The sequence below is a fragment of the Streptomyces sp. NPDC001985 genome (genome assembly GCF_040296845.1).
Lineage (GTDB): Bacteria > Actinomycetota > Actinomycetes > Streptomycetales > Streptomycetaceae > Streptomyces.
The window spans coordinates 83,497-102,725 of record NZ_JBEOYB010000023.1 but is presented as its reverse complement, the minus strand read 5'-3'; the positions used below and the strand labels follow the sequence as shown (position 1 = coordinate 102,725).

At 74.1% G+C, this 19,229-nt stretch carries 16 protein-coding genes and 1 pseudogene; 11 read left to right on the top strand and 6 right to left on the bottom strand.

The window, feature by feature from the left end; translation table 11 throughout:
* Positions 1-284: 284 nt before the first annotated feature.
* Positions 285-479 (bottom strand): serine hydrolase, encoded by a 195-nt coding sequence (locus tag ABT122_RS13190; RefSeq protein WP_351549862.1) that lies wholly within the window; start codon positions 477-479, stop codon positions 285-287.
* A complete protein-coding gene (locus ABT122_RS13185; protein ID WP_351549868.1) occupies positions 443-676 on the bottom strand; it encodes a serine hydrolase in 234 nt (77 codons plus the stop codon). The genes ABT122_RS13190 and ABT122_RS13185 overlap by 37 nt, the downstream gene beginning before the upstream one ends.
* On the opposite strand from ABT122_RS13185, the pseudogene ABT122_RS13180 reads away from it, so the two are divergent.
* A pseudogene (locus ABT122_RS13180) lies at positions 657-968 on the top strand (DUF4158 domain-containing protein); the annotation flags it as partial. The gene ABT122_RS13185 and the pseudogene ABT122_RS13180 sit on opposite strands and share 20 nt — an antisense overlap.
* On the opposite strand, the gene ABT122_RS13175 reads toward ABT122_RS13180, so the two are convergent.
* Positions 857-1,081: a hypothetical protein gene (locus ABT122_RS13175; protein ID WP_351549871.1), complete on the bottom strand. Its 225-nt coding sequence runs from the start codon at positions 1,079-1,081 to the stop codon at positions 857-859. The pseudogene ABT122_RS13180 and the gene ABT122_RS13175 sit on opposite strands and share 112 nt — an antisense overlap.
* Before the next feature lie 342 nt (positions 1,082-1,423).
* A complete protein-coding gene (locus ABT122_RS13170; protein WP_351549859.1) occupies positions 1,424-1,774 on the bottom strand; it encodes a winged helix-turn-helix transcriptional regulator in 351 nt (116 codons plus the stop codon).
* Between the two features lie 48 nt (positions 1,775-1,822).
* On the opposite strand from ABT122_RS13170, the gene ABT122_RS13165 reads away from it, so the two are divergent.
* Entirely contained in the window at positions 1,823-2,734 is a 912-nt protein-coding gene (locus tag ABT122_RS13165) for an NAD(P)-dependent oxidoreductase (protein ID WP_351549856.1), read from the top strand.
* A 525-nt stretch (positions 2,735-3,259) separates the two neighbouring features.
* Here ABT122_RS13165 and ABT122_RS13160 read toward each other — a convergent pair.
* Positions 3,260-3,682, bottom strand: a complete 423-nt coding sequence (locus ABT122_RS13160; RefSeq protein WP_351549853.1) for a YjbQ family protein — start codon at positions 3,680-3,682, stop codon at positions 3,260-3,262.
* 200 nt (positions 3,683-3,882) lie between these two features.
* Here ABT122_RS13160 and ABT122_RS13155 point away from each other — a divergent pair, with 200 nt between their 5' ends.
* Positions 3,883-4,953 (top strand): NAD(P)-binding domain-containing protein, encoded by a 1,071-nt coding sequence (locus tag ABT122_RS13155; protein WP_351549850.1) that lies wholly within the window; start codon positions 3,883-3,885, stop codon positions 4,951-4,953.
* Between the two features lie 31 nt (positions 4,954-4,984).
* Here the strand turns inward: ABT122_RS13155 and ABT122_RS13150 are convergent, their stop codons facing one another.
* Positions 4,985-6,805, bottom strand: a complete 1,821-nt coding sequence (locus ABT122_RS13150) for an ABC transporter ATP-binding protein (RefSeq protein ID WP_351549847.1) — start codon at positions 6,803-6,805, stop codon at positions 4,985-4,987.
* A gap of 150 nt (positions 6,806-6,955) precedes the next feature.
* Between ABT122_RS13150 and ABT122_RS13145 the strand changes: the two genes are divergently transcribed.
* The 8 genes from ABT122_RS13145 (at position 6,956) to ABT122_RS13110 (ending at position 19,216) form a co-directional block, all read left to right on the top strand.
* Positions 6,956-7,465: a MarR family winged helix-turn-helix transcriptional regulator gene (locus ABT122_RS13145; protein ID WP_351549844.1), complete on the top strand. Its 510-nt coding sequence runs from the start codon at positions 6,956-6,958 to the stop codon at positions 7,463-7,465.
* A gap of 112 nt (positions 7,466-7,577) precedes the next feature.
* On the top strand, positions 7,578-9,530 hold the full coding sequence (locus ABT122_RS13140) for an HAD-IIIC family phosphatase (RefSeq protein WP_351549841.1): 1,953 nt from the start codon (positions 7,578-7,580) through the stop codon (positions 9,528-9,530).
* A 22-nt stretch (positions 9,531-9,552) separates the two neighbouring features.
* Complete coding sequence (locus tag ABT122_RS13135) at positions 9,553-9,906, top strand: DUF6059 family protein (RefSeq protein ID WP_351549838.1); 354 nt, start codon at positions 9,553-9,555, stop codon at positions 9,904-9,906.
* Between the two features lie 205 nt (positions 9,907-10,111).
* A complete protein-coding gene (locus ABT122_RS13130; protein ID WP_351549835.1) occupies positions 10,112-12,064 on the top strand; it encodes a fatty acyl-AMP ligase in 1,953 nt (650 codons plus the stop codon).
* A gap of 3 nt (positions 12,065-12,067) precedes the next feature.
* Positions 12,068-14,023, top strand: a complete 1,956-nt coding sequence (locus ABT122_RS13125; RefSeq protein WP_351549832.1) for an acyl-CoA dehydrogenase family protein — start codon at positions 12,068-12,070, stop codon at positions 14,021-14,023.
* Positions 14,013-15,803, top strand: coding sequence for an acyl-CoA dehydrogenase family protein (locus tag ABT122_RS13120; protein WP_351549829.1), 1,791 nt, complete (start codon positions 14,013-14,015; stop codon positions 15,801-15,803). The genes ABT122_RS13125 and ABT122_RS13120 overlap by 11 nt, the downstream gene beginning before the upstream one ends.
* A 36-nt stretch (positions 15,804-15,839) precedes the next feature.
* On the top strand, positions 15,840-16,160 hold the full coding sequence (locus ABT122_RS13115) for an acyl carrier protein (protein ID WP_351549826.1): 321 nt from the start codon (positions 15,840-15,842) through the stop codon (positions 16,158-16,160).
* Positions 16,157-19,216, top strand: a complete 3,060-nt coding sequence (locus ABT122_RS13110; RefSeq protein ID WP_351549823.1) for a type I polyketide synthase — start codon at positions 16,157-16,159, stop codon at positions 19,214-19,216. Before ABT122_RS13115 ends, ABT122_RS13110 begins: the two co-directional genes overlap by 4 nt.
* Positions 19,217-19,229 lie beyond the last annotated feature (13 nt).

The window sequence follows — 19,229 nt, the reverse complement described above, 5'->3', positions numbered from 1 at the left end:
TGCACCGGCTGACCGGGCTCCACCGGCGAAGAGCACCGCCCGGTCACCGCCGCACGCGCCACCGCCGCCTGTACCGCCCGCTCCCGCCGCCGCTCAGCTCACCACTGCTCTCCCGGTGCGCTGCCCGTCGGCTTCACACCCGCGCGTCCCGCACTTCCGGCAGCGCAAGAACCCTGAGCCCGGCACCGCCCGGTGCGCACAGAGCAGGCCCGCCGGGGCGGTCCCCGTACCGGCTGTGGACGGCCCCTCGGCTCGGCAGTGACGGCATCCGGCGGCTGTCGGGGTCAGCCGTCGCGGAGGTTCGGTGGGTCGAGGACCCGGTCACGCAGAATGTCCTGGTACGGGTGCCCGGTGACGTGCTCGATCAGCAGGGCGGCCAGGACGTAGCCGGGGCTGCTGTAGTGCCGGCGCCGGCCCGGGGCGGTGAGCGGGAGCAGGCGCATCACGCGGGCTGCGGTGTCCGCGCGGGACAGCGGCACGCGCGGTCCCGACTCGGACCGGTTGCAGCATCCCCGTGGGGCAGTCCGGAGGTATGCGTCAGCAGATGGTGCGCAGTGATACCGGCCCAGGCTGCCGGGCCACCCGGCAGCCGCTGGGCCACCGGGTCCGACAGGGACAGGACCCCGTCTCCGGCGAGGACAAGAGCGGCGGCGGCCGTGAACTGCTTGCCGAGGATCGGCCTCGCGGTTCAGCCCGGGACCGTCCGTTGCCTGGGGACCTTCCCCGACAACCCGGAAGACGTACCCCAGGTCGTGATCGACCGCATCGCCGAACAGCTCGGCCTGGACCCCATCTCGTTCGCCGGGTGCGGCAGGAGAGAGGCCCGCTGGGACCACCAGGAGCAGATCCGCAGCGCTTACGGGTACGCGAAGTTCGGCCCCGGCCAGTGGTTCGCGCTCGCCCGCTGGCTGTACCAGCGGGCGTGGATCGGCTCCGAGCGCCCGACCCTGCTGTTCGACCTGGCCACCAAACGGCTGGTCGACCGGAAGGTGGTGCTGCCCGGGGTGACCGGGCTGGAACGGCTGGTCTGCGGGCGGCTCTGCGGATCGCCGCAGCCAAGCACGACGCCGGCCACACGCACGGTCCGAGCCGAGCCGGCCGCACTCCGCGCCAAGAGACCCGGGTGCCCTCCGAGCCGGCCCGGCACCGCGACCGCCTCAGGCGGTTCACCGCGCCGCTCCGCCCGCCTGGGACCCTCCGCGGCCCCGCAGAACAGGACTTCACCCGTGCCGTCTGAACCACGACCCGACCGGCAGGCCCGCGCACCGCCACCAGCCGGCACACCTTCGTTCCCGTCCCCGCCGTACCCACTTTTTTGTGGGTACTTGTCGGCCGCCGGGGGCGCGGGGGAATCTGGTGACCGGCGGCCGGAAGGGGTCGCCGAAACCAGGGGAACGGGACGTACGGGGAGGCGAGCGGTGGTTCAGGAGACGGAGCGGGCCCCGGTGAGCTTCTCCAGCCGACGGTGGCCCCAGTCGGAGAGAGGGGCCAGCGCCTCGGAGAGGTCCCGGCCGAACGCGGTCAGGGAGTACACCGTCTTCGGCGGCAGCACATCGTGCACCTCCCGGTGCACCAGCTCATCGGCCTCCATCTCGCGGAGCGCCTGAGTCAGCACCTTCTCACTGAGGCCCGGCAGCCGTCGCAGTATCTCGCCGGGGCGGTGCGGGCCGGACTCCAGCACCCAGAGCAGCGCCGTCTTCCACTTTCCGTCGATGACGGCGACCGCGGCGGTCACTCCACAGACATCCGAATCCTGGGCACGACTGCGCACCATTCCATCCCCTTTATCACTGTTTACAAGTATTCCCAGAGGAGTTGCACCATGTCTTCGCGCACCGAGCTCTCCGCGCACGACGACCAGCCCGCCCCCACCGTCACCGTTCTCGGGCTGGGTCCGATGGGACGGGCCCTGGCCGCCGCGTTCCTGGCCGCCGGGGTACGTACCACCATATGGAACCGGACGCCGGGACGGGAGGGCGCGCTGGTCGAACAGGGCGCGATCGCCGCCGGTTCGGCCGAGGAGGCGGTCGCCGCGAGCGCGCTGACCGTGGTCTGCGTGGTCGACTACAACGCATCGGACGCGATTCTGCGCCGCGAACCGGTCGTCGCGGCGCTCAAGGGACGGACGGTGGCGAACCTCTCCGCCGACATTCCGGAACGGGCCCGGGAGACCGCCGAGTGGGCCGCCCGGCACGGCATCGGCTATCTGGACGGCGCGATCATGACGCCGACCACCACCATCGGCACACCGGCGGGGGTCTTCCTCTACAGCGGACCCGAGCATCTCCACCGCGCCCACCGGCCGGTGCTGGACACGCTGGACGGCTCCCACACCCATCTGGGCGAGGACATCGGCCGGGCGGCGGCGTATGACATCGCGCTGCTCGACATCTTCTGGACCTCGATGGCGGGGTACGCGCACGCCCTGGCGGTGGCGAAGGCGGAGGGCGTCAGCGCGCGGGAGCTGGCGCCGTTCGCCCAGGGCATCAGCGCGATCCTCCCGGCGCTCATCGAGCAGTCGGCGGAGGAGATCGACAACGGGAGCTACCCCGGCGACGGCAACCCGATCACCTCGTCCGCGTCGTCCATGGCGCACATCATCCACGCCTCCGAGGCCCATGGCATCGACGCGGGGGTGCTGCGGGCGGCCGAGGGGCTGGCCCGCCGCGCCATCGGGCTGGGCCACAGCACCGATGGGTTCCTGCGGATCACCGAGGTGCTGGGCCGCCGCTGAGGCCCTCCCGGCGGGGTGGCCGGGGTGCGGTGGCCGGGCCGGGGCCACCCGGGACCCACCGCCCGGGGCTCCGACCCGGGTCCGGCGGCCCCCAACCGGGCGGCCCGTTGGGGTTCCGGGGGCCGGGACCCCGCCGATCCCCGGCTCCGGCCCACCCCGACCCACCACCGAGCGTCATCCGCCCGCCGACCCGAACGGCCCGGCCGCAGACCGCTCCCCGCACAGCCCCGACCCGACCCGACCACCGAGCGGACGACCCCCGCGCGGGCGGGGCGGACGAGGGGCCCGGAAGATCGACAAGAACACTTGCCGGGTCTACGAGAAGAACGCTCACGGCGCCCGAATCCGCACGAGCGACGGGTGAACAGCACACCACGGTCCGGTGGGGGCCGCCTCGCTCAAGCGGCGAGCCTCAGTGACCACGACTCCTCGTTCGATCACGTTCTGGTCCGTACCGCGCGCACTCTCTCCGTTGCGAACACGCAGAGTACGGAGATTGGACGGCCGGCCCCAGGATGATCTTGCTCAGCCGAGGAAGCTCAGCCGCACCTGACGGTTGGCATTGTCGACATTGGTGTCGACCAGGCACACCGACTGCCAGGTCCCCAGCGACAGTCTCCCGGCGATCACGGGGAGGGTCGCGTGCGGGGGGACGAGCGCCGGGAGGACGTGGTCGCGGCCGTGGCCGGGGGTGCCGTGGCGGTGGTGCCAGCGGTCGTCGGCCGGGAGGAGGGTGCGGAGGGCGGCGAGAAGGTCGTCGTCGCTGCCCGCGCCCGTCTCGATGACGGCGATTCCCGCCGTGGCGTGGGGGACGAAGACATGGAGCAGGCCGTCGCGGCCGGCCGCAGCCGAGCGGAGGAACCGCTCGCAGGCCGGGGTCAGATCGGTCACCGTCTCCTGGGAGCCGGTGGTGAGGTCGAGCAGCTTGGTGGTGAAGGGTCCGGGCATGGGGGCATTCTCTCCCGGGCCGGGCCGGGGCGGGGCGCAGGGCAGTCCGGCGGGTTCGGGACGGTGGGCCGGGCGGGACGGTGGGCGGGGTGCCGGGTGCGGGATGGCGGGTGCGGGGTGCCGGGTGCGGGATGCCGGGTGCGGGGTGCGGGAAGATCCATGGCTTCCGGCTAGTTAGTAGAAACGTGAACGATTCTGGGGTGCGCGAAGTCGATGTGGCCGTCATCGGGGCCGGGCAGGCGGGTCTCTCCGCCGCCCACCATCTGCGGCGGGTGGGGCTCGTACCGGACGAGGACTTCGTGACGCTGGACCACGCTCCCCGCCCGGGCGGCGCCTGGCAGTACCGGTGGCCCTCGCTGACCTACGACCGGGTGCACGGGATGCACGCCCTGCCCGGCATGGAGCTGACCGGGGCCGATGGCGCACGGCCCTCGTCCGAGGTGATCGGCGAGTACTTCACCGCCTATGAGGAGCGCTTCGGGCTGCGGGTGCGCCGGCCGGTCGATGTCACGTCGGTGCGGGAGGGCGGGGGCGGGCGGCTGCTCGTGGAGACCTCGGACGGGGAGTGGTCGGCGCGTGCGCTGATCAACGCCACCGGCACCTGGGACCGGCCCTTCTGGCCGCGCTACGCGGGACAGGAGACCTTCCGGGGGCGCCAGTTGCACACGGCCGGATACCGGGGGCCCGAGGAGTTCGCCGGGCGGCGGGTGATCGTGGTGGGCGGCGGGGCCTCGGGGACCCAGCATCTGATGGAGATCGCGCCGCACGCGGAGCGAACGTTCTGGGTGACCGGGCGGCCGCCGGTCTTCGTGTCGGGGGACTTCGGCGAGAGCGCGGGCCGCGAGGCGGTCGCCCGGGTCGAGGAGCGGGTGCGGCGGGGGCTGCCGCCGGAGAGTGTGGTCTCGGTGACCGGGCTGCCGCTCAATGACGCCGTCAGGCGGGCCCGCGCGTCGGGTGTGCTGGACCGGCTGCCGATGTTCGACCGGATCACCCCCACGGGGGCGGACTGGGACGACGGCCGGACGGTGGAGGCCGATGTGATCCTCTGGGCGACCGGCTTCCGGCCGGCGATCGACCACCTCCGGCCGCTGCGACTGCGCGAGCCGGGCGGCGGCATCCGGATGGACGGCACCCGTGCCGCACGGGACGAGCGCGTCCATCTGGTGGGGTACGGGCCCTCGGCCTCGACCATCGGGGCCAACCGGGCCGGGCGGGCCGCCGTGCGGGAGATCACCCGGCTGCTGGAGCGGGAGCCCGCGCTCCAGCGGTAGGGAGCCGGAGGGCACCCACCGGGGGCACAGGTCACGGCACGGCCGGTTCCGTCGTCCGGGTGTCGCCGCGCACCAGCTCCGCGTACCGTCCGCCGATGCCGAGCAGCTCCTGATGGGTGCCGCGCTCGGCGATACGGCCCCCGTCCAGGACGATGATCTCGTCCGCGTCCCGCACGGTGGAGAGCCGGTGGGCGATCGTGATGGTGGTCCGGCCGGCCGAGAGCGCGTCGATGGCCTGCTGGACGGCGTGTTCGGTGTGGGTGTCCAGGGCGCTGGTCGCCTCGTCCAGGATGAGCACGGGCGGGTCGCGCAGAATCGTGCGGGCGATGGCCAGCCGCTGCTTCTCCCCTCCGGAGAAGCGGTATCCCCGCTCGCCGACGAGGGTCTCGTACCCGTCGGGGAGGGCGGCGATGTGGTCGTGGATCTGCGCGGCACGGGCCGCCTTCTCCATCTCCGCGTCGGTGGCGTCCGGCTTGGCGAAGCGCAGATTGTCGGCGACGGAGGCGTGGAAGAGGTAGGTCTCCTGCGAGACGACGCCCACGGCCCTGGCCAGGGTGGCGAAGTCCAGGTCCCGTACATCGACGCCGTCCAGCGTGACCCGGCCCTCGGTGACGTCGTACAGCCGGGGCACCAGATAGCTGAGGGTGGACTTTCCGGAGCCGGTGGCACCGACGACGGCGAGACTGCCGCCCTCGGGCACGGTCACCTCCACGCCGGTGAGGGTGGGGGTCTCCTGCGCCCGGTCGTAGGCGAAGCCGACGTTCTCGAAGCGGACCTCGCCGCCGATTCTCGCCGGCCGGACGGGATGTTCGGGCTCGGTGATGTCCACGGTGAGGTCGAGGTACTCGAAGATCCGCTGGAAGAGCGCGAGGGAGGTCTGCATGTCCACGCCGGTGGAGAGCAGGCTCACGGCGGGGCGGAAGAGGCCCTGCTGGAGCGAGACGAAGGCGACCAGGGTGCCGAGGGAGATCGAGGGGCCACCGCTCTGGAGGGCGGTTCCCGCCACCCAGTAGATGAGGGCGGGCATCGCGGCCATCACGATGCCGATGACGGACATCCGCCACCGCCCGGCCATGCTGGAGCGCACCTCCAGATCGACCAGCCGCTCGGACTCCCCGGCGAAGGACCTGGTCAGCGAATCGGACCGGCCCATGGTGCGGCCGAGGAGGATGCCGCTGACCGAGAGCGACTCGGTGACGGTCGCGGCCATCGCCGCCATCTGCTTCTGGCGCTGGGTCGTTATCCGCTTGCGCTCATTGCCCACCCGGCGGCTGATCCACACGAAGAGCGGGAGCAGCAGGAGCGAGACGAGGGTGAGCCGCCAGTCCAGGGCGAGCATCGCGACGACGGTGGCGATCACGGCCGTGAGGTTGGAGACGAGGGAGGTGGCGGTGGAGGTCACGGTCGCCTGCATGCCGCCGATGTCGTTGGCGATGCGGGACTGGACCTCCCCGGTGCGGGTCCTGGTGAAGAAGGCGAGCGGCATGCGCTGGAGCTGTGCGTAGACCGCGGTGCGCAGATCGTGCATGACGCGCTGGCCGACGGTGGTGGAGATCAGCGTCTGGAGCACTCCGAAGACGCCGTTCAGCACCGCGGTGAGGATCATGCCGAAGGCGAGCAGGGTGAGCAGTCCGGTGCGGCCCTGGGGGATCGCGGTGTCGAGGATCTCGCGCAGCAGGAACGGCGAGGCGACGGAGACCAGGGAGGCCGCGCCGACGAGCAGCCCCACGAGGGCGAGACGGCCGCGGTAGGGACGGAAGAGCCGGAGAATCCGCCGCACCTGGGCGGGCGGCTGCTCCGGTCCGCCGGCGGGGGCGGCGGGGGGTGTCCACGGGATCGATTCGGTGCGCATGGGCTCCTTCGCGGATACGGGCGGGATCGGATGCGAATCCAGTGAGGGGGTCGAATGAGGGCCGGATGGGATCGGATGGGGTCAGATCTTGAGAGCATAGCTCACTGTTACCTATATACACAATGAACGACGTCCTGATATTGTTCCGATATGACCACCCCCGACCCCGAAGGTCTGCTCGCCGAGCAGCTGCTGCGGCTGAGCCGCCGCCTCCACCGCAGCCAGAAGCGGCAGCTGGAGTCGGCCGATATCGCGATCACCCCCGCCCAGTCCCGGCTGCTGCGCACGCTCACGCACTACGAGTCGGCCCCCCGCATGGCCGATATCGCCGCGCGTCTGGAGGTCGTGCCGCGCGCCGTGACCACACTGGTGGACGGGCTGGAGGCGAGCGGCTGTGTGCGCCGCGCGCCGGACCCCGACAACCGCAGGGTGACGAGGATCGAGCTGACCGACACCGGCCGGAGCACCCTCCGCGCCCTGCGCGAGGCGCGCCGGGCCGCGGCCGAGGACATCCTGGCGCCCCTCACCGCCGAGCAGCGCAGCGCCCTCGGCGGGCTGCTCTCCGCGCTCGTGGACGGGCCGGCGCTGGACGGGCCGGCGTCGCTGGACCGCCCGCTCCGGGGCGGGGCGCCGGTGTCGCCGTACCCGGAGGTGTGCTGAGGGCCCCGCCCGCGAGGCCGTCCTCCCACCGGGCTCTCCTCCCGCAAGGGCGTCTTAAGGGCCGCCCGCCAGACTCGGCCCCGTCGTCCCCCGTCAAGCGAACGGAGACACCATGGCCACGGTCGCGTCGGACACCACCGCGGGCGGGCGGACCGGGCCCCTGGACCGGCTGCGCGCCCTGCACCACGAAGGGCGGCTCGCCCGGGAATTCCTCCAGGTGCCCGCTCTGCTCGCCGAACTCGCGGCGGCCGGGGACCCGGCGGGAGCGCCCTCCCCCGACCTCGTGCGGGCCGGTTCACTGCTGGCCCGGCTGGACCCCGCCGATGTCCCGCCCGAGGTCGCGAAGGTCACCGGGACCGTCACCGTCGCCGTCACCGGCCACTCCACCCTCAGTGGCCTCACCTCCCCCCTCACCGCCGAATTCGCCCGCCACGGCTTCCTGCTCGATCTGCGCTCCGGCGACTTCGGCTCCTGGCTCCGCGACCTCCAGGACACCGGGAGCGAGCTGTACGGCGCCCGCGCCGACATCGCCCTGTGCGTCCTGGACGCCCAGGCAGTCCTCGACGAACTGCCGCACCCCTGGCTGGTGGAGGACGCGGAGCGGGTCGCCACCGCCAAACTGGCCCTGATCGGCTCACTCGTGGAGCGCTATCTCGCCCATGCCACCGGCACCCTGGTGCTCAACACCCTGCCGCTGCCGCGCGCCCACACCCGCCGGCTGGTCGACGCCCGGTCGCGGGCCCGGCTCGGTGTTCTCTGGCGGGAGTTCAACGCCGGGCTGCTGCGGCTCGCCGGCGCCCACGACCGGGTCCATGTCGTGGACCTCGATCCGCTGGTGGCCTCCTGCGGCCCGGTCACCGAGCCGAGGCTCGCCGCCTATGCGAGGGTCCACCTCGGCGAGGAGCTGCTCGCCTGCTACGCGCGCGAGATCGGGCACCTCGCCCGGGCACTGCGCGGACGGACCAGGAAGGTGCTGGTCGTCGATCTCGACAACACCCTCTGGGACGGCGTCCTGGGCGACGACGGCCCCGAGGGCATCGCCGCCTCCACCACCTACCGGGGTGAGGCCTTCGGCGGCTTCCAGCGGGCGGTCGCCCAGCTCGGTGCCCAGGGCGTCCTGCTCGCCGTGAGCAGCAAGAACGACCGCGAACCGGTGCTCCAGGTGCTGCGCGACCACCCCGACATGGCGCTGCGCGAGCGGGACTTCGTACGGATCAACGCCAACTGGGAGCCCAAGGACGGCAATCTGCTGGACATCGCCCGGTGTCTCAACCTCGGCGTGGACAGTCTGGTCTTCGCCGACGATTCGCCGTTCGAATGCGGGCTGGTGGCCGGGAGCCTGCCGGGAGTCGCCGTGATCCGCCTCGACGGGGAGCCGGCGCTGCACATCGAGAGACTGCTCGCCGATGGCTGGTTCGACGTGCCCGAACTGACGGCGGAGGACCGCGCCCGCGCCGAGCGGTACCGTACCGACGCGGCCCGGCAGGACCTCCAGGAGAGCGCGGGCTCCCTGGCGGAGTATCTCGCCGGACTGGGTGTCGAGGTCTCGCTGTCACCGGTGCGGGAGCACGAGATCGCCCGGGTCTCGCAGGTGACCCTGCGCACCAATCAGTTCAATCTGACCACCGAGCGCCTGCGGCAGGCCGATGTGCGGGCCCGCCGGGACTCCGGCCGCCATCTGGTGCTCGCCATCCGCTCCCGGGACCGGTTCGGGGAGAACGGCCTGGTCGGCGCGGTGCTGGTGAGCATCGCCGACGACGGCGACTGGATGATCGACAACATGCTGCTCAGCTGCCGGGTGTTCGCCCGGGGCATTGAGGAGTCCTGCCTGGCGGCCGTGTTGCGGCAGGCCCGGGACACGGGCGCCGGCGCGGTGCACGCGCGCTACCGGCCCACCGCGAAGAACCACCGGGTGCGGGGCCTCTATCCGGCCATGGGCTTCCGGGAGACCTCGGAAGCGGCAGACGGCTCCGTCCTCTTCCGCCATGATCTGACGGAGGGGAGTCTGCCCACCGCGCCGGAACACGTGCGTCTGTCGGCCGGGTTCACCGGGCGGCCCCACTGAGCGGCGGAAAGGTGGGGAGGGCGTGGCAGCGGCGTCGGGTGGGTGGTCGTCCGTGCGGCGGGCGCTGCGGCGGCTCGGGAAGGCGCAGTTGCGCGGCTTCGCCTCGCTGGCGGCCATGTTCGGTGTGCTCCCGGCCGAGCCCTTCAGGGACGCGTCGCGGGGCTGGCTCGCCCCCGAGCGGGACGGGCGGGCCCGGCGGGACGGGCAGGCCCGGCAGGAGCGCCAGGAGAGCCAGAACAGTCAGGACGGGCAGCACGGGCAGAACGGCGGGGGCCCACCGCCCGCCCACCCCGAGCGACTGATCCCCCAGGTGCCGCCCACCCCCGGCGAGCGGGCGCTCTGGGCCCAGTTGGAGGACCCCGGCCCCGGCGCCTGAGTCCCGTCCCGTCCCCGCTCCCCCGCCGCGCGCCACCGCCCGGTGTGTCCCGGCCAGGCGACGCACCGGGCTCCGCCATGCCCTCCCCTCCCCGCTGCCCGCCGCCACCGGCCCGCCCGCGCGCGCTCACGCCCAGCGCAAGACCGGCTTTAGAGGCCGCCCCGACGATCGACGGAACACATCGCTTCAAGGCGAGGGGAAGACGGTGGCGGAATTCGGTTCATTCACGGAGCTGGTGCTGGCGCGGTCGGAGGAGCGGGGCGAAGCGGACGCGTTCGTGTTCCTCTCCGAGGGGGCGCGGGGCACGCGGGCCCGGCGGCTGCCGTACGCGGAACTCGACCGGACCGCCAAGGGCATAGCCTCCTGGCTCCAGGAGCGCGATCTGCGCGGACGCCAGGTCCTGCTGCTGTATCCGTCGGGTCTCGCCTTCATCGGTGCCTTCCTCGGCTGCCTCTACGCCGGGGCGGTCGCCGTGCCCGCGCCGCTCCCCTCCGAACAGGGACGGCACTTCCAGCGGGTCTCCGGGATCGTCCGGGACGCCCGGGTGGGGGCGGTGCTGACCCTCGCCGAGTACGCGCCGGCCGTGGTCTCCTGGCTCGCGGACGAGGACTTCTCCGAGGTGGCGTGCCTGGCGACGGACGCGGACGCGGTCGGGGACCCGGGTGCCTGGAAGGACCCCCGGCTCGGCCCCGGGAACCTGGCCTTCCTCCAGTACACCTCGGGCTCCACCAGCGCGCCCAAGGGGGTGATGGTCTCGCACGGCAATCTGCTCGCCAACGAGGCCGCCATCTCCCGCGCCACCGGCACCACTCCCGATTCGGTGGTCGGCGGCTGGCTGCCCTTCTACCACGACATGGGACTGATCGGGCATGTCCTCCAGCCGCTCTGGCTGGGCGCCACGAGCGTGCTCATGTCCCCGGCGTCCTTTCTGCGGAAACCGGCCCGCTGGCTCCGGATGGTCGGCGACTACGGCATCACCAGCGGGGGCGGGCCCAACTTCGCGTACGACCTGTGTGTCCGGCGGATCACCGACGCGCAGATGGAGGGTGTCGACCTGTCGTCGTGGCGGACGGCCTGCAACGGGGCGGAGCCGGTGCGCGCGGAGACCGTGCGGGCGTTCGCCGATCGCTTCGCGCCGTACGGCTTCCGCCCCGAGGCCATGTTCCCCTGCTACGGGATGGCCGAGACCACCCTGCTGGTGACGGGCACCCCCCGGCACCGGAGCGCGGTGGTGCGCGAGGCCGACGCGGCCGGGCTGGAGCGCGGAACGCTGGAGGGGCCGTATCCGGGCGCGCCCCGGCGGGCCCTGGTGAGCAGCGGGGTGGCCCGGGCCGAGGACTTCGAGGTGCGGGTGGTCGACCCGGAGAGCCGGGTCGAGCGGCCCGGCGGCCGGGTCGGTGAGATCTGGGTGCGCGGGGCCAGTGTGGCGGCCGGGTACTGGGAGCGGCCCGAGGTCAACACGGAGGTGTTCGGCGCCCGGATCGCGGGCCGGGAGGAGCTGGGGTCGTGGCTGCGCACCGGTGATCTGGGGGTGCTGGACGGCGCGGAGCTGTTCGTGACCGGCCGGCTCAAGGAGATGATCCTGATCAACGGCCGCAATGTCTATCCGTACGACGTGGAGAGCGCCGTCCGCACGCTGGACCCGGCGCTCGGCGCCGGGGCGGCGTTCGGGGTGGAGGCCGGGGGCCGGGAGCGTCTGGTGGTCGTCCAGGAGATCCGGGCCGCCGCGGCGGCGGCGGACCCTCGGTCCGTCGCGGCGGCCGTGCAGCAGCTCATCGGGCGGGAGTTCGCCGTCCCGGCGGGTGCGGTGCTGCTGGTCCGGCCCGGGACCGTGCGCCGCACCACCAGCGGGAAGATTCAGCGGACGCTGATGCGGAAGCTGTTCCTCCAGGGCGGGGTGGCCTCGCTGTACGCGGTGGTGGACCCGGCGCTGCGCGACTGCGCGGCGGAGGGCGCGTCACCGGGCCCGGGGGGTGCGCGGGGCGCAGGAGATGCGCGGGACCCGGGGGGTGCACAAGGCCCCGGAGGCGCGCAGGACCCGGCACATGCGCAGGGCACCGGAGGCACGCAGGACCCGGCACATGCGCAGGGCACCGGAGGCACGCAGGGTGATCAGGGCCCGCAGGGACCCGGCCCGGCCCTCACGGCGGTGGGCTGAGCCGTGGAGCATCCGCCCAGTCTGCTCGCGCAGGAGCTGGAGCTGCGGCTCGGCGACCCGCGCGACCCCGACGAGATCTTCTCCCACGCCCGCGCCCTGGAGCTGGACGAGAACGAGGAGTTCCCGTCCGACATCTGCCGGGCGCTGGAGTCCTGGGGGCTCCAGGACTTCTATGTGCCCGTCGAGCACGGCGGCAGGCTCACCGACTACGAGACCGTGATGCAGGTGATGCGGGTGGTCGCCCGCCGCGATCTGACGGTCGCCATCGGGCACGGGAAGACCTATCTGGGCGCGGTGTGCGTCTGGGTGTCGGGCAGCGCGGGGCAGGCCCGGCGGCTCGCGGCGGACATCCGCGCGGGAGTCCCGGTCTCGCTCGCCCTCACCGAGCGCGCCCACGGCAGCGATCTGCTCGCCGGGGAGGTGACCGGCGAACCGGACGGCTCCGGCGGCTGGCGGCTGACCGGTGAGAAGTGGCTGATCAACAACGCCACCCGGGGCGATCTGCTCTCCGTGCTCACCCGTACGGCACCGGAGGGCGGTCCGCGCGGCTTCACCGTCCTGCTGGTCGACAAGCGGACGCTCGCGCCCGGCGCCGACTACCGCTGTGCGGAGAAGATCCGTACCCATGGCATCCGGGGCGCCGACATCAGCGGCATCGTCTTCGACGGCGCGCCGGTCGCGGGCGACGCGGTGGTCGGCACGGCGGGCGGCGGCGTCGAGACCGTGCTCAAGGCGCTCCAGCTCACCCGCACGCTGTGCGCGTCGCTGTCGCTGGGCGCGGCCGATCACGCGCTGGACATCGCCCTGGACTTCGCGGAGCGGCGCGAGCTGTACGGGCGGCGGCTCATCGATCTGCCGCAGGCGCGCCATGTGCTGGCCTGCGCCGCCGCGGACGTGCTGGCCGGGGAGGCGCTGGCGACGGTGGCGGCCCGCTCCGCGCACACCGCGACCGGCGAGCTGAGTGTGACCGCCGCCGTGACCAAGTATCTGGTGCCGACCGGCACCGAGGCCGTGATCGCGGAGCTGACCCGGCTGCTGGGGGCGCGGGCGTTCCTCAAGGACGTCCACGCGCGCGGGATGTTCCAGAAGGTCGACCGGGACCATCGCATCGTCGGCATGTTCGACGGGAACACGCTGGTGAATCTGAACTCCCTGGTGAACCAGTTCCGTTCGCTGTCCCGGGTGTGGCGGCGGCGGACCGGTGACACGGCCGGGGCGGTCGCGGCCTTCGATCTGTCGGTGCCGCTGCCGCCGCTGGACCCGGGGCGGCTCTGTCTGGTCGCGCGGCGGGGCAGCGGCATCGTGGGCTCGCTGCCGGACTCGGTGGCGGCGCTGCGGGCCGAGTCGGAGGCACGGCCGGAACTGAAGGGCGCGCTGGCGTCGGCGGAGCGGCTGCTCGCCGTCACCGACGGGGTGCACGAGGAGATGGACGCCTTCCGCGCGGTGGTCCCGGATGTGCCGCCCGCGGCGTTCGAGACCGCCGGGCGGTACGCGCTGTGCCTGGCCGGGGCCGCCTGTCTCGGCCTGTGGGCGCGGAACCACCGGGCGGGGAGCGCGGGGCGCACCGGAGGGCTGTGGCGGGACGGGGTGTGGCTGTGGCCCGTGCTCGACCGGCTGCTGGTGCGGCTGGGCGAGCCGGGCGGCGCCGATCCGGCGGCGTACCCCCGGCTGCTGGAGCAACTGCGGGCCGCACGGGCGTCGGGCGAGCTGTTCTCGCTGCTGCCGCTGCGGCTCGCGACGGCCGGCCCCCGGGCCCGGCCGGGACCGCCCGCGCCCCAGCCGTCCGTACCCCCGGACCGCCCGCGCACCGCGCGCACCGCGCACACCGCGCACACCGGCACCGTACGCCCGGACCCGGTAACCCCGGACCCGGTACGCGCGGACTCCGACACCGAACGCACCGACAGCGGGGCGCCGGAGCGCGCGCCCGGATCTTCGAGGGGACGTCATGCTGAGTGATCCCGCCGTCCCGGGGCCGCGGGGCCCCGCGGCCACGGCCACCGCGCCCGCGCCGCCCGGTGGGCCGGAGCGCGCCGTCCGGGCCCGTATCGCCGCTCTGGAGACCCGTTTCGGCGACCCGGACGACCCGGCAGGCCCGCTGTCCGCGGCCCGGGTGCTCGCCGCCGACGAGGCCGGGGAGCTGCCCTCGGCCGGGGAGCGGCTCCTGGACGAGCTGGTCCTCAACGCCGAGTTCGTGCCCACCGCCCTCGGCGGGCGGCTGGACCGGCTCGACGTGCTGGTGCGGGTGATGCGCCAGGTCTTCCGGCGCGATGTGGCCCTGGGCCTCGGCTACGGCATCACCTCGTTCATGGCCGCCGTCAACGTGTGGACGGCGGGCAGCGACGAGCAGCGCCGGCGGCTGGCGCGGCTGCTGCTCGGCGGCTCGAAGGTCTCCGTCGCCTACCACGAACTGCCGCACGGCAACGACTTCGTGCGCAATGAGTTCCGGGCCGCCCCGGTCCCCGGCGGCGGCTACCGGCTGAGCGGGCGGAAGGAGGTCATCAACAACGCCGACACGGCGGACGCCTTCTCCCTCTTCAGCCGGACCCATGACCGGCCGGGCAGCCGGGGCCACTCGGTGCTCCTCGTCGAGCGCGGGCAGCTCGACCCGGAGCGCTTCCGCGTGCTGCCGCGCTACCGCGCCGTGGGCGTGCGCGGCTGCCGCCTCACCGGGCTGGACCTGCGCGACTGCCCGGTGCCGGCCGGGACCCTCGTCGGAGAGGAGGGCCAGGGCGTCGAGCTGGCCCTGCGCTCCTTCCAGATCACCCGCAGCGCCATCCCCGGGATGGCGATCGGGGCGCTGGACACCAGTCTGCGCACGGTGGTGCGGTTCGCCGTCGGACGGCGGCTGCACCGGCGGACGGTGATGGAGATCCCGCACGCCTCCGCCACCCTCGGCGGAGCCTTTCTGTCCCTGCTGATCTGCGACAGCATGGCGCTGGTCGGCTCCCGTGCGGTGCATCTGCTGCCGGACGAGACCAGTGTGTACGCGGCGGCGGTGAAGTACCTGGTGCCGAGGATGCTCACCGACACCATGTACGACCTGTCGATCGTCCTCGGGGCGCGGTTCTACGTCCGGGAGGGCGCGTTCGGTCTCTTCCAGAAGCATGTCCGGGACCTGCCGGTGCTCAGCCTGGGTCACGCGGGTTCGGCGGCCTGTCAGACGACCATCATTCCGCAGCTCTCCCGGCTGGCGCGGCGCGCCTGGTTCGCCGGGGACGAGGCGCCGCGCTCGCTGTTCCGCCCCCGGGACGAGCTGCCCGCGCTGCCCTTCGACCGGCTGGCCCTGGCGAGCGGCCGGGACAGTCTGAGCGCCTCGCTGGTGGCCGCCGCCGACTCGCTGCCCAGCGGCTCCCCCACCGAACTGGCGGTGCAGACGCTGGTCATGCGGATGCTGGACCAGCTCCGCCGGCTCCGGGAGGAGAGTCTCGGCCTCTCCCCCCGGGACCGCACCGCACTCGCCAGCCCCGCCAGTTTCGCCCTCGCCGACCGGTACGCGGTCCTCCTCGCGGCGGCCTCGGTGCTGGGCGTGTGGCGGGCCGCGCGGGAGGACGGCGCCGACCCCTTCCTGGCCGACCCCGCGTGGGCGGCGGCGGCCCTGCACCGGCTCGCCCGGCGGCTCGGGGAGCGCCCGCCGGAGCTGCCGGCCGGCTGCGCGGGCCGTATCCACGAGGAAGTGCTCCGGCGCTTCCGTGAATGCCGCAGCTACGACCTCCACGACACCCCGCCGGCCGGCTGACCGCCGGGTCCGGCACGCCTTCACCGAGGAGCACCCATGCCCGTTCCCGCGACCCACCGTCCCGCGCACCCCGCGTCCCCCGCGTCCCCCGCCGAGCACAGCGTCGAGGTGCTGGGCGGCTGGCTGGCCGACCGGATCGCGCTGTATCTCAAGCGGTCGCCGTCCGAGATCGTCTTCACCGTCCCGCTCGCCGAGTACGGTCTCGACTCGGTCGCGGCGCTGAGCCTGTGCGGCGACATCGAGGAGGACTTCGATCTCGTCCTGGAGCCCACCGTCGCCTGGGACCATCCCACCGTGGACGCCCTGGCCGCCCATCTGGTGGAGGAGCTGCGGGCCGCGGGAGGCGGTGCCCGATGAGGCCCGTCGCCATCGTCGGGCTCGATTGCCGTTTCCCGGGCGCGCCGGACCCCGGCGCGTACTGGGAGATGCTGATGCGCTCCGGCGAGGGCGTGGGGAGGGTGCCCGCGCAGCGCTGGGACGCCGGGGAGTTCCACTCGCCCGCCGGAGCCGAGGGGCACTCCAACACCACCGAGGGCGGCTTCATCAGCGACCCGGACGCCTTCGACAACGAGTTCTTCACCGTCTCCCCGCGCGAGGCCGCGGCGATGGACCCGCAGCAGCGGCTGCTGCTCCAGTGCGCCTGGCGGGCGGTGGAGGACTCGGGGGTGGCCCCGCACCGGCTGGCGGGCAGCGGCACCGGGGTCTTCGTCGGGATCATGGGCAACGAGTGGGCGCAGCTGCACCTCACCGACTACGCCCGGGTCACCGCCCAGGTCGGCTCCGGCAACGGCTACTGCATGACCGCCAACCGGATCTCGTACCATCTCGACCTCAAGGGGCCGAGTCTGGCGGTGGACACCGCGTGCTCGTCCTCGCTGGTCGCGGTCCATCTGGCCTGCAACTCACTGCTGTCGGGCGAGTGCGACACGGCCATCGCCGCCGGGGTGAACGTGGCGCTGACCCCGGCGCTGGGGATCTTCTACACCCAGGCCGGGCTGTCCGCGCCCGACGGCCGCTGCAAGCCCTTCAGCGCCGACGCCGACGGGATCGGCCGGGGCGAGGGCGTCGGCGCCGTGGTGCTGCGGCGGCTGGAGGACGCCCTCGCGGACGGCCAGCCGGTGTACGCGGTGATCCGGGGCACCGCCGTCAACCAGGACGGGCGGAGCAACGGCATCACCGCGCCCAACCGCTGGTCCCAGCAGGAGGTGCTGGCCGCCGCCTACCGGCGGGCCGGGGTCGAGCCGGCCGATGTGGTCTTCACGGAGGCGCACGGCACCGGGACCGCGCTGGGCGACATGATCGAGGTGAGGGCGCTGGGCCGGCTGCACTCCGGCCGGACCGGGCCGCCAATGGCCTTCGGTTCGGTGAAGGGCAGCATCGGCCACACCGAGGGCGCGGCGGGCATCGCCGGGCTGATCAAGGTGGCGCTCTCGCTGCACCACCGGACGGTCCCGGCGAGCCGGTACGCGGCCCGGGAGAACCCGGCGCTCAAGCTGGCGGGACAGGGGCTGCGGCTGCTGAAGACCCCGCTGCGGCTGCGTCCCGGCACCTCGGTCGGCGGGCTGAGCAGTTTCGGCATGGGCGGCACCAACGCCCATGCCGTCCTGGAGACCGCGCCCCCGTACGCGGCCCGTCCCCCGGCGGGCGGCGCGGGGCCGGGCGGCGCTGACGCGGAGCCGGGGAGCGGGCGTACGGGAGTGGGGAGCGCGGTGTTCACGGTGAGCGCCCCCTCGCCGGCCGCGCTGCGCCGCAATCTGCTGGCCCAGGCCGACGCCGTACGCCGCCGCAGGGTGCCGGTGGGCCCGCTGTGCTGGAGCAGCAACCGGGTCAAGACGGGCCACCGCTACCGGTTCGCGGTGCCCGCCGGGGACAGCGGCGAGCTGGCGGCGGCCCTCCGGGAGGCGGCGGCCGACGGCGACCCCGGGGCCCGGCCCGCCGGGCGTCCCGGCGGAAGGCCCCTGGTGGCGCTGTTGTTCACCGGGCAGGGCTCGCAGTACCCGGCGATGACGGCCCGGCTCTACCGGCGCTCCCCGCTGTACCGGCGGTTCCTGGACGAGGCGGACGCGGCGCTCGCCCCGTACACCGGGGGCTCGGTGCGGGAGCTGCTGCTCTCCGGCGGGCCCGGGGTGCACCGCACCGGCTGGGCGCAGCCCGCGCTGTTCGCCGTCGGCTACGCGCTGTCGGCGAGCCTGGCGGAGCTGGGGGTGCGGCCCGCGCTGCTGCTCGGCCACAGTGTCGGCGAGTACGCGGCGGCGGTGCTCGCCGATGTCCTCCCGCTGGAGCGGGCGGCCCGGCTGGTGGCGGCGCGCGGCGCGCTGATGGAGGAGCTGCCCGCGGGCGGCGGCATGGTGGCGGTGCGGGCGGGGGCGGCCGAGCTGGCGGAGCTGGTCGCGGCGGAGCCGCTGGTCGGCGTGGGCGCGGTCAACGGCCCCCGGGCGACGGTACTCTCCGGCGATCTCGGGGCGCTCGGCCGGATCGAGGAGATCCTCGGCCGGCGCGGGGTGCGCTGCCGCCGGCTGGATGTCTCGCACGCCTTCCACTCGCCGCTGATGGCACCGGTGCTGGAGCGGTTCGCCGGCATCGCCCGGGAGTCGGACACCGGGAGCGGGGTGCCGAAACTGCCGGTGTACTCGACGCTGCGCGGGCGGCTGCTGGAGGCCGAGCCGATGGACGCGGCGTACTGGACGGAGCACATCCGCGCCCCGGTGCTCTTCGGCGACGCGGCGGCGGCGCTGCTGGCGGCCGGACCCTCCCATCTGGTGGAGGTCGGCCCCCGGCCGGTGCTGACCCGGATGCTGCGCGAGCCGGTCGCGGCGGCCGGGGCCGGGCCGCACACCGTCGCCCTGGTGCCGGGCGCGGAGGCCGACGGCCGGGAGCTGGCGGGCGCCGTGGCGGAGCTGTACCGCGGCGGGCTCGACCTCCGGTGGGACGCGGTGTACCCGGAGGAGGAGCGGGTGCCGCAGCGGCTGGCGCCGTACGCCTTCTCCGACGCGCACCGGTTCTGGACCCGCGCCCCGATCCGGGCGGCGGCGGTGGGCGTGGGGGTGCCGCCCGCCGGGCCGCTCGCGGCGGAGCGGTCCGGGCCCGGCGCGGAGACCACCGGGTCCGGCGGAGGCCGTACCGCCGTGCTGCCGCCGGCCCGGGGCGCACGGCCCGGGGACGCCGTGGCCCGGGAGGTGATCGCGGCGGTCGCCGGGGTCGGCGGCTACGCCCCCGGCGAGGTCTCGCCGCACTCGCTCCTCTACGAGGACCTGGGGTTCGACTCCGTGATGGTGATGGAGCTCAAGGACCGCGTCCAGGAGCGGCTGCCCGGCCTCGCGGAGCTGAGCGTGCAGGATCTGCTGCCGCGGCTCTCCTCGGTCGGCGATCTGATCGGCTTTCTGCGGGACCGGGCGGGCCCCGCCGTCGCCTGAGAGCGGGCCGTCC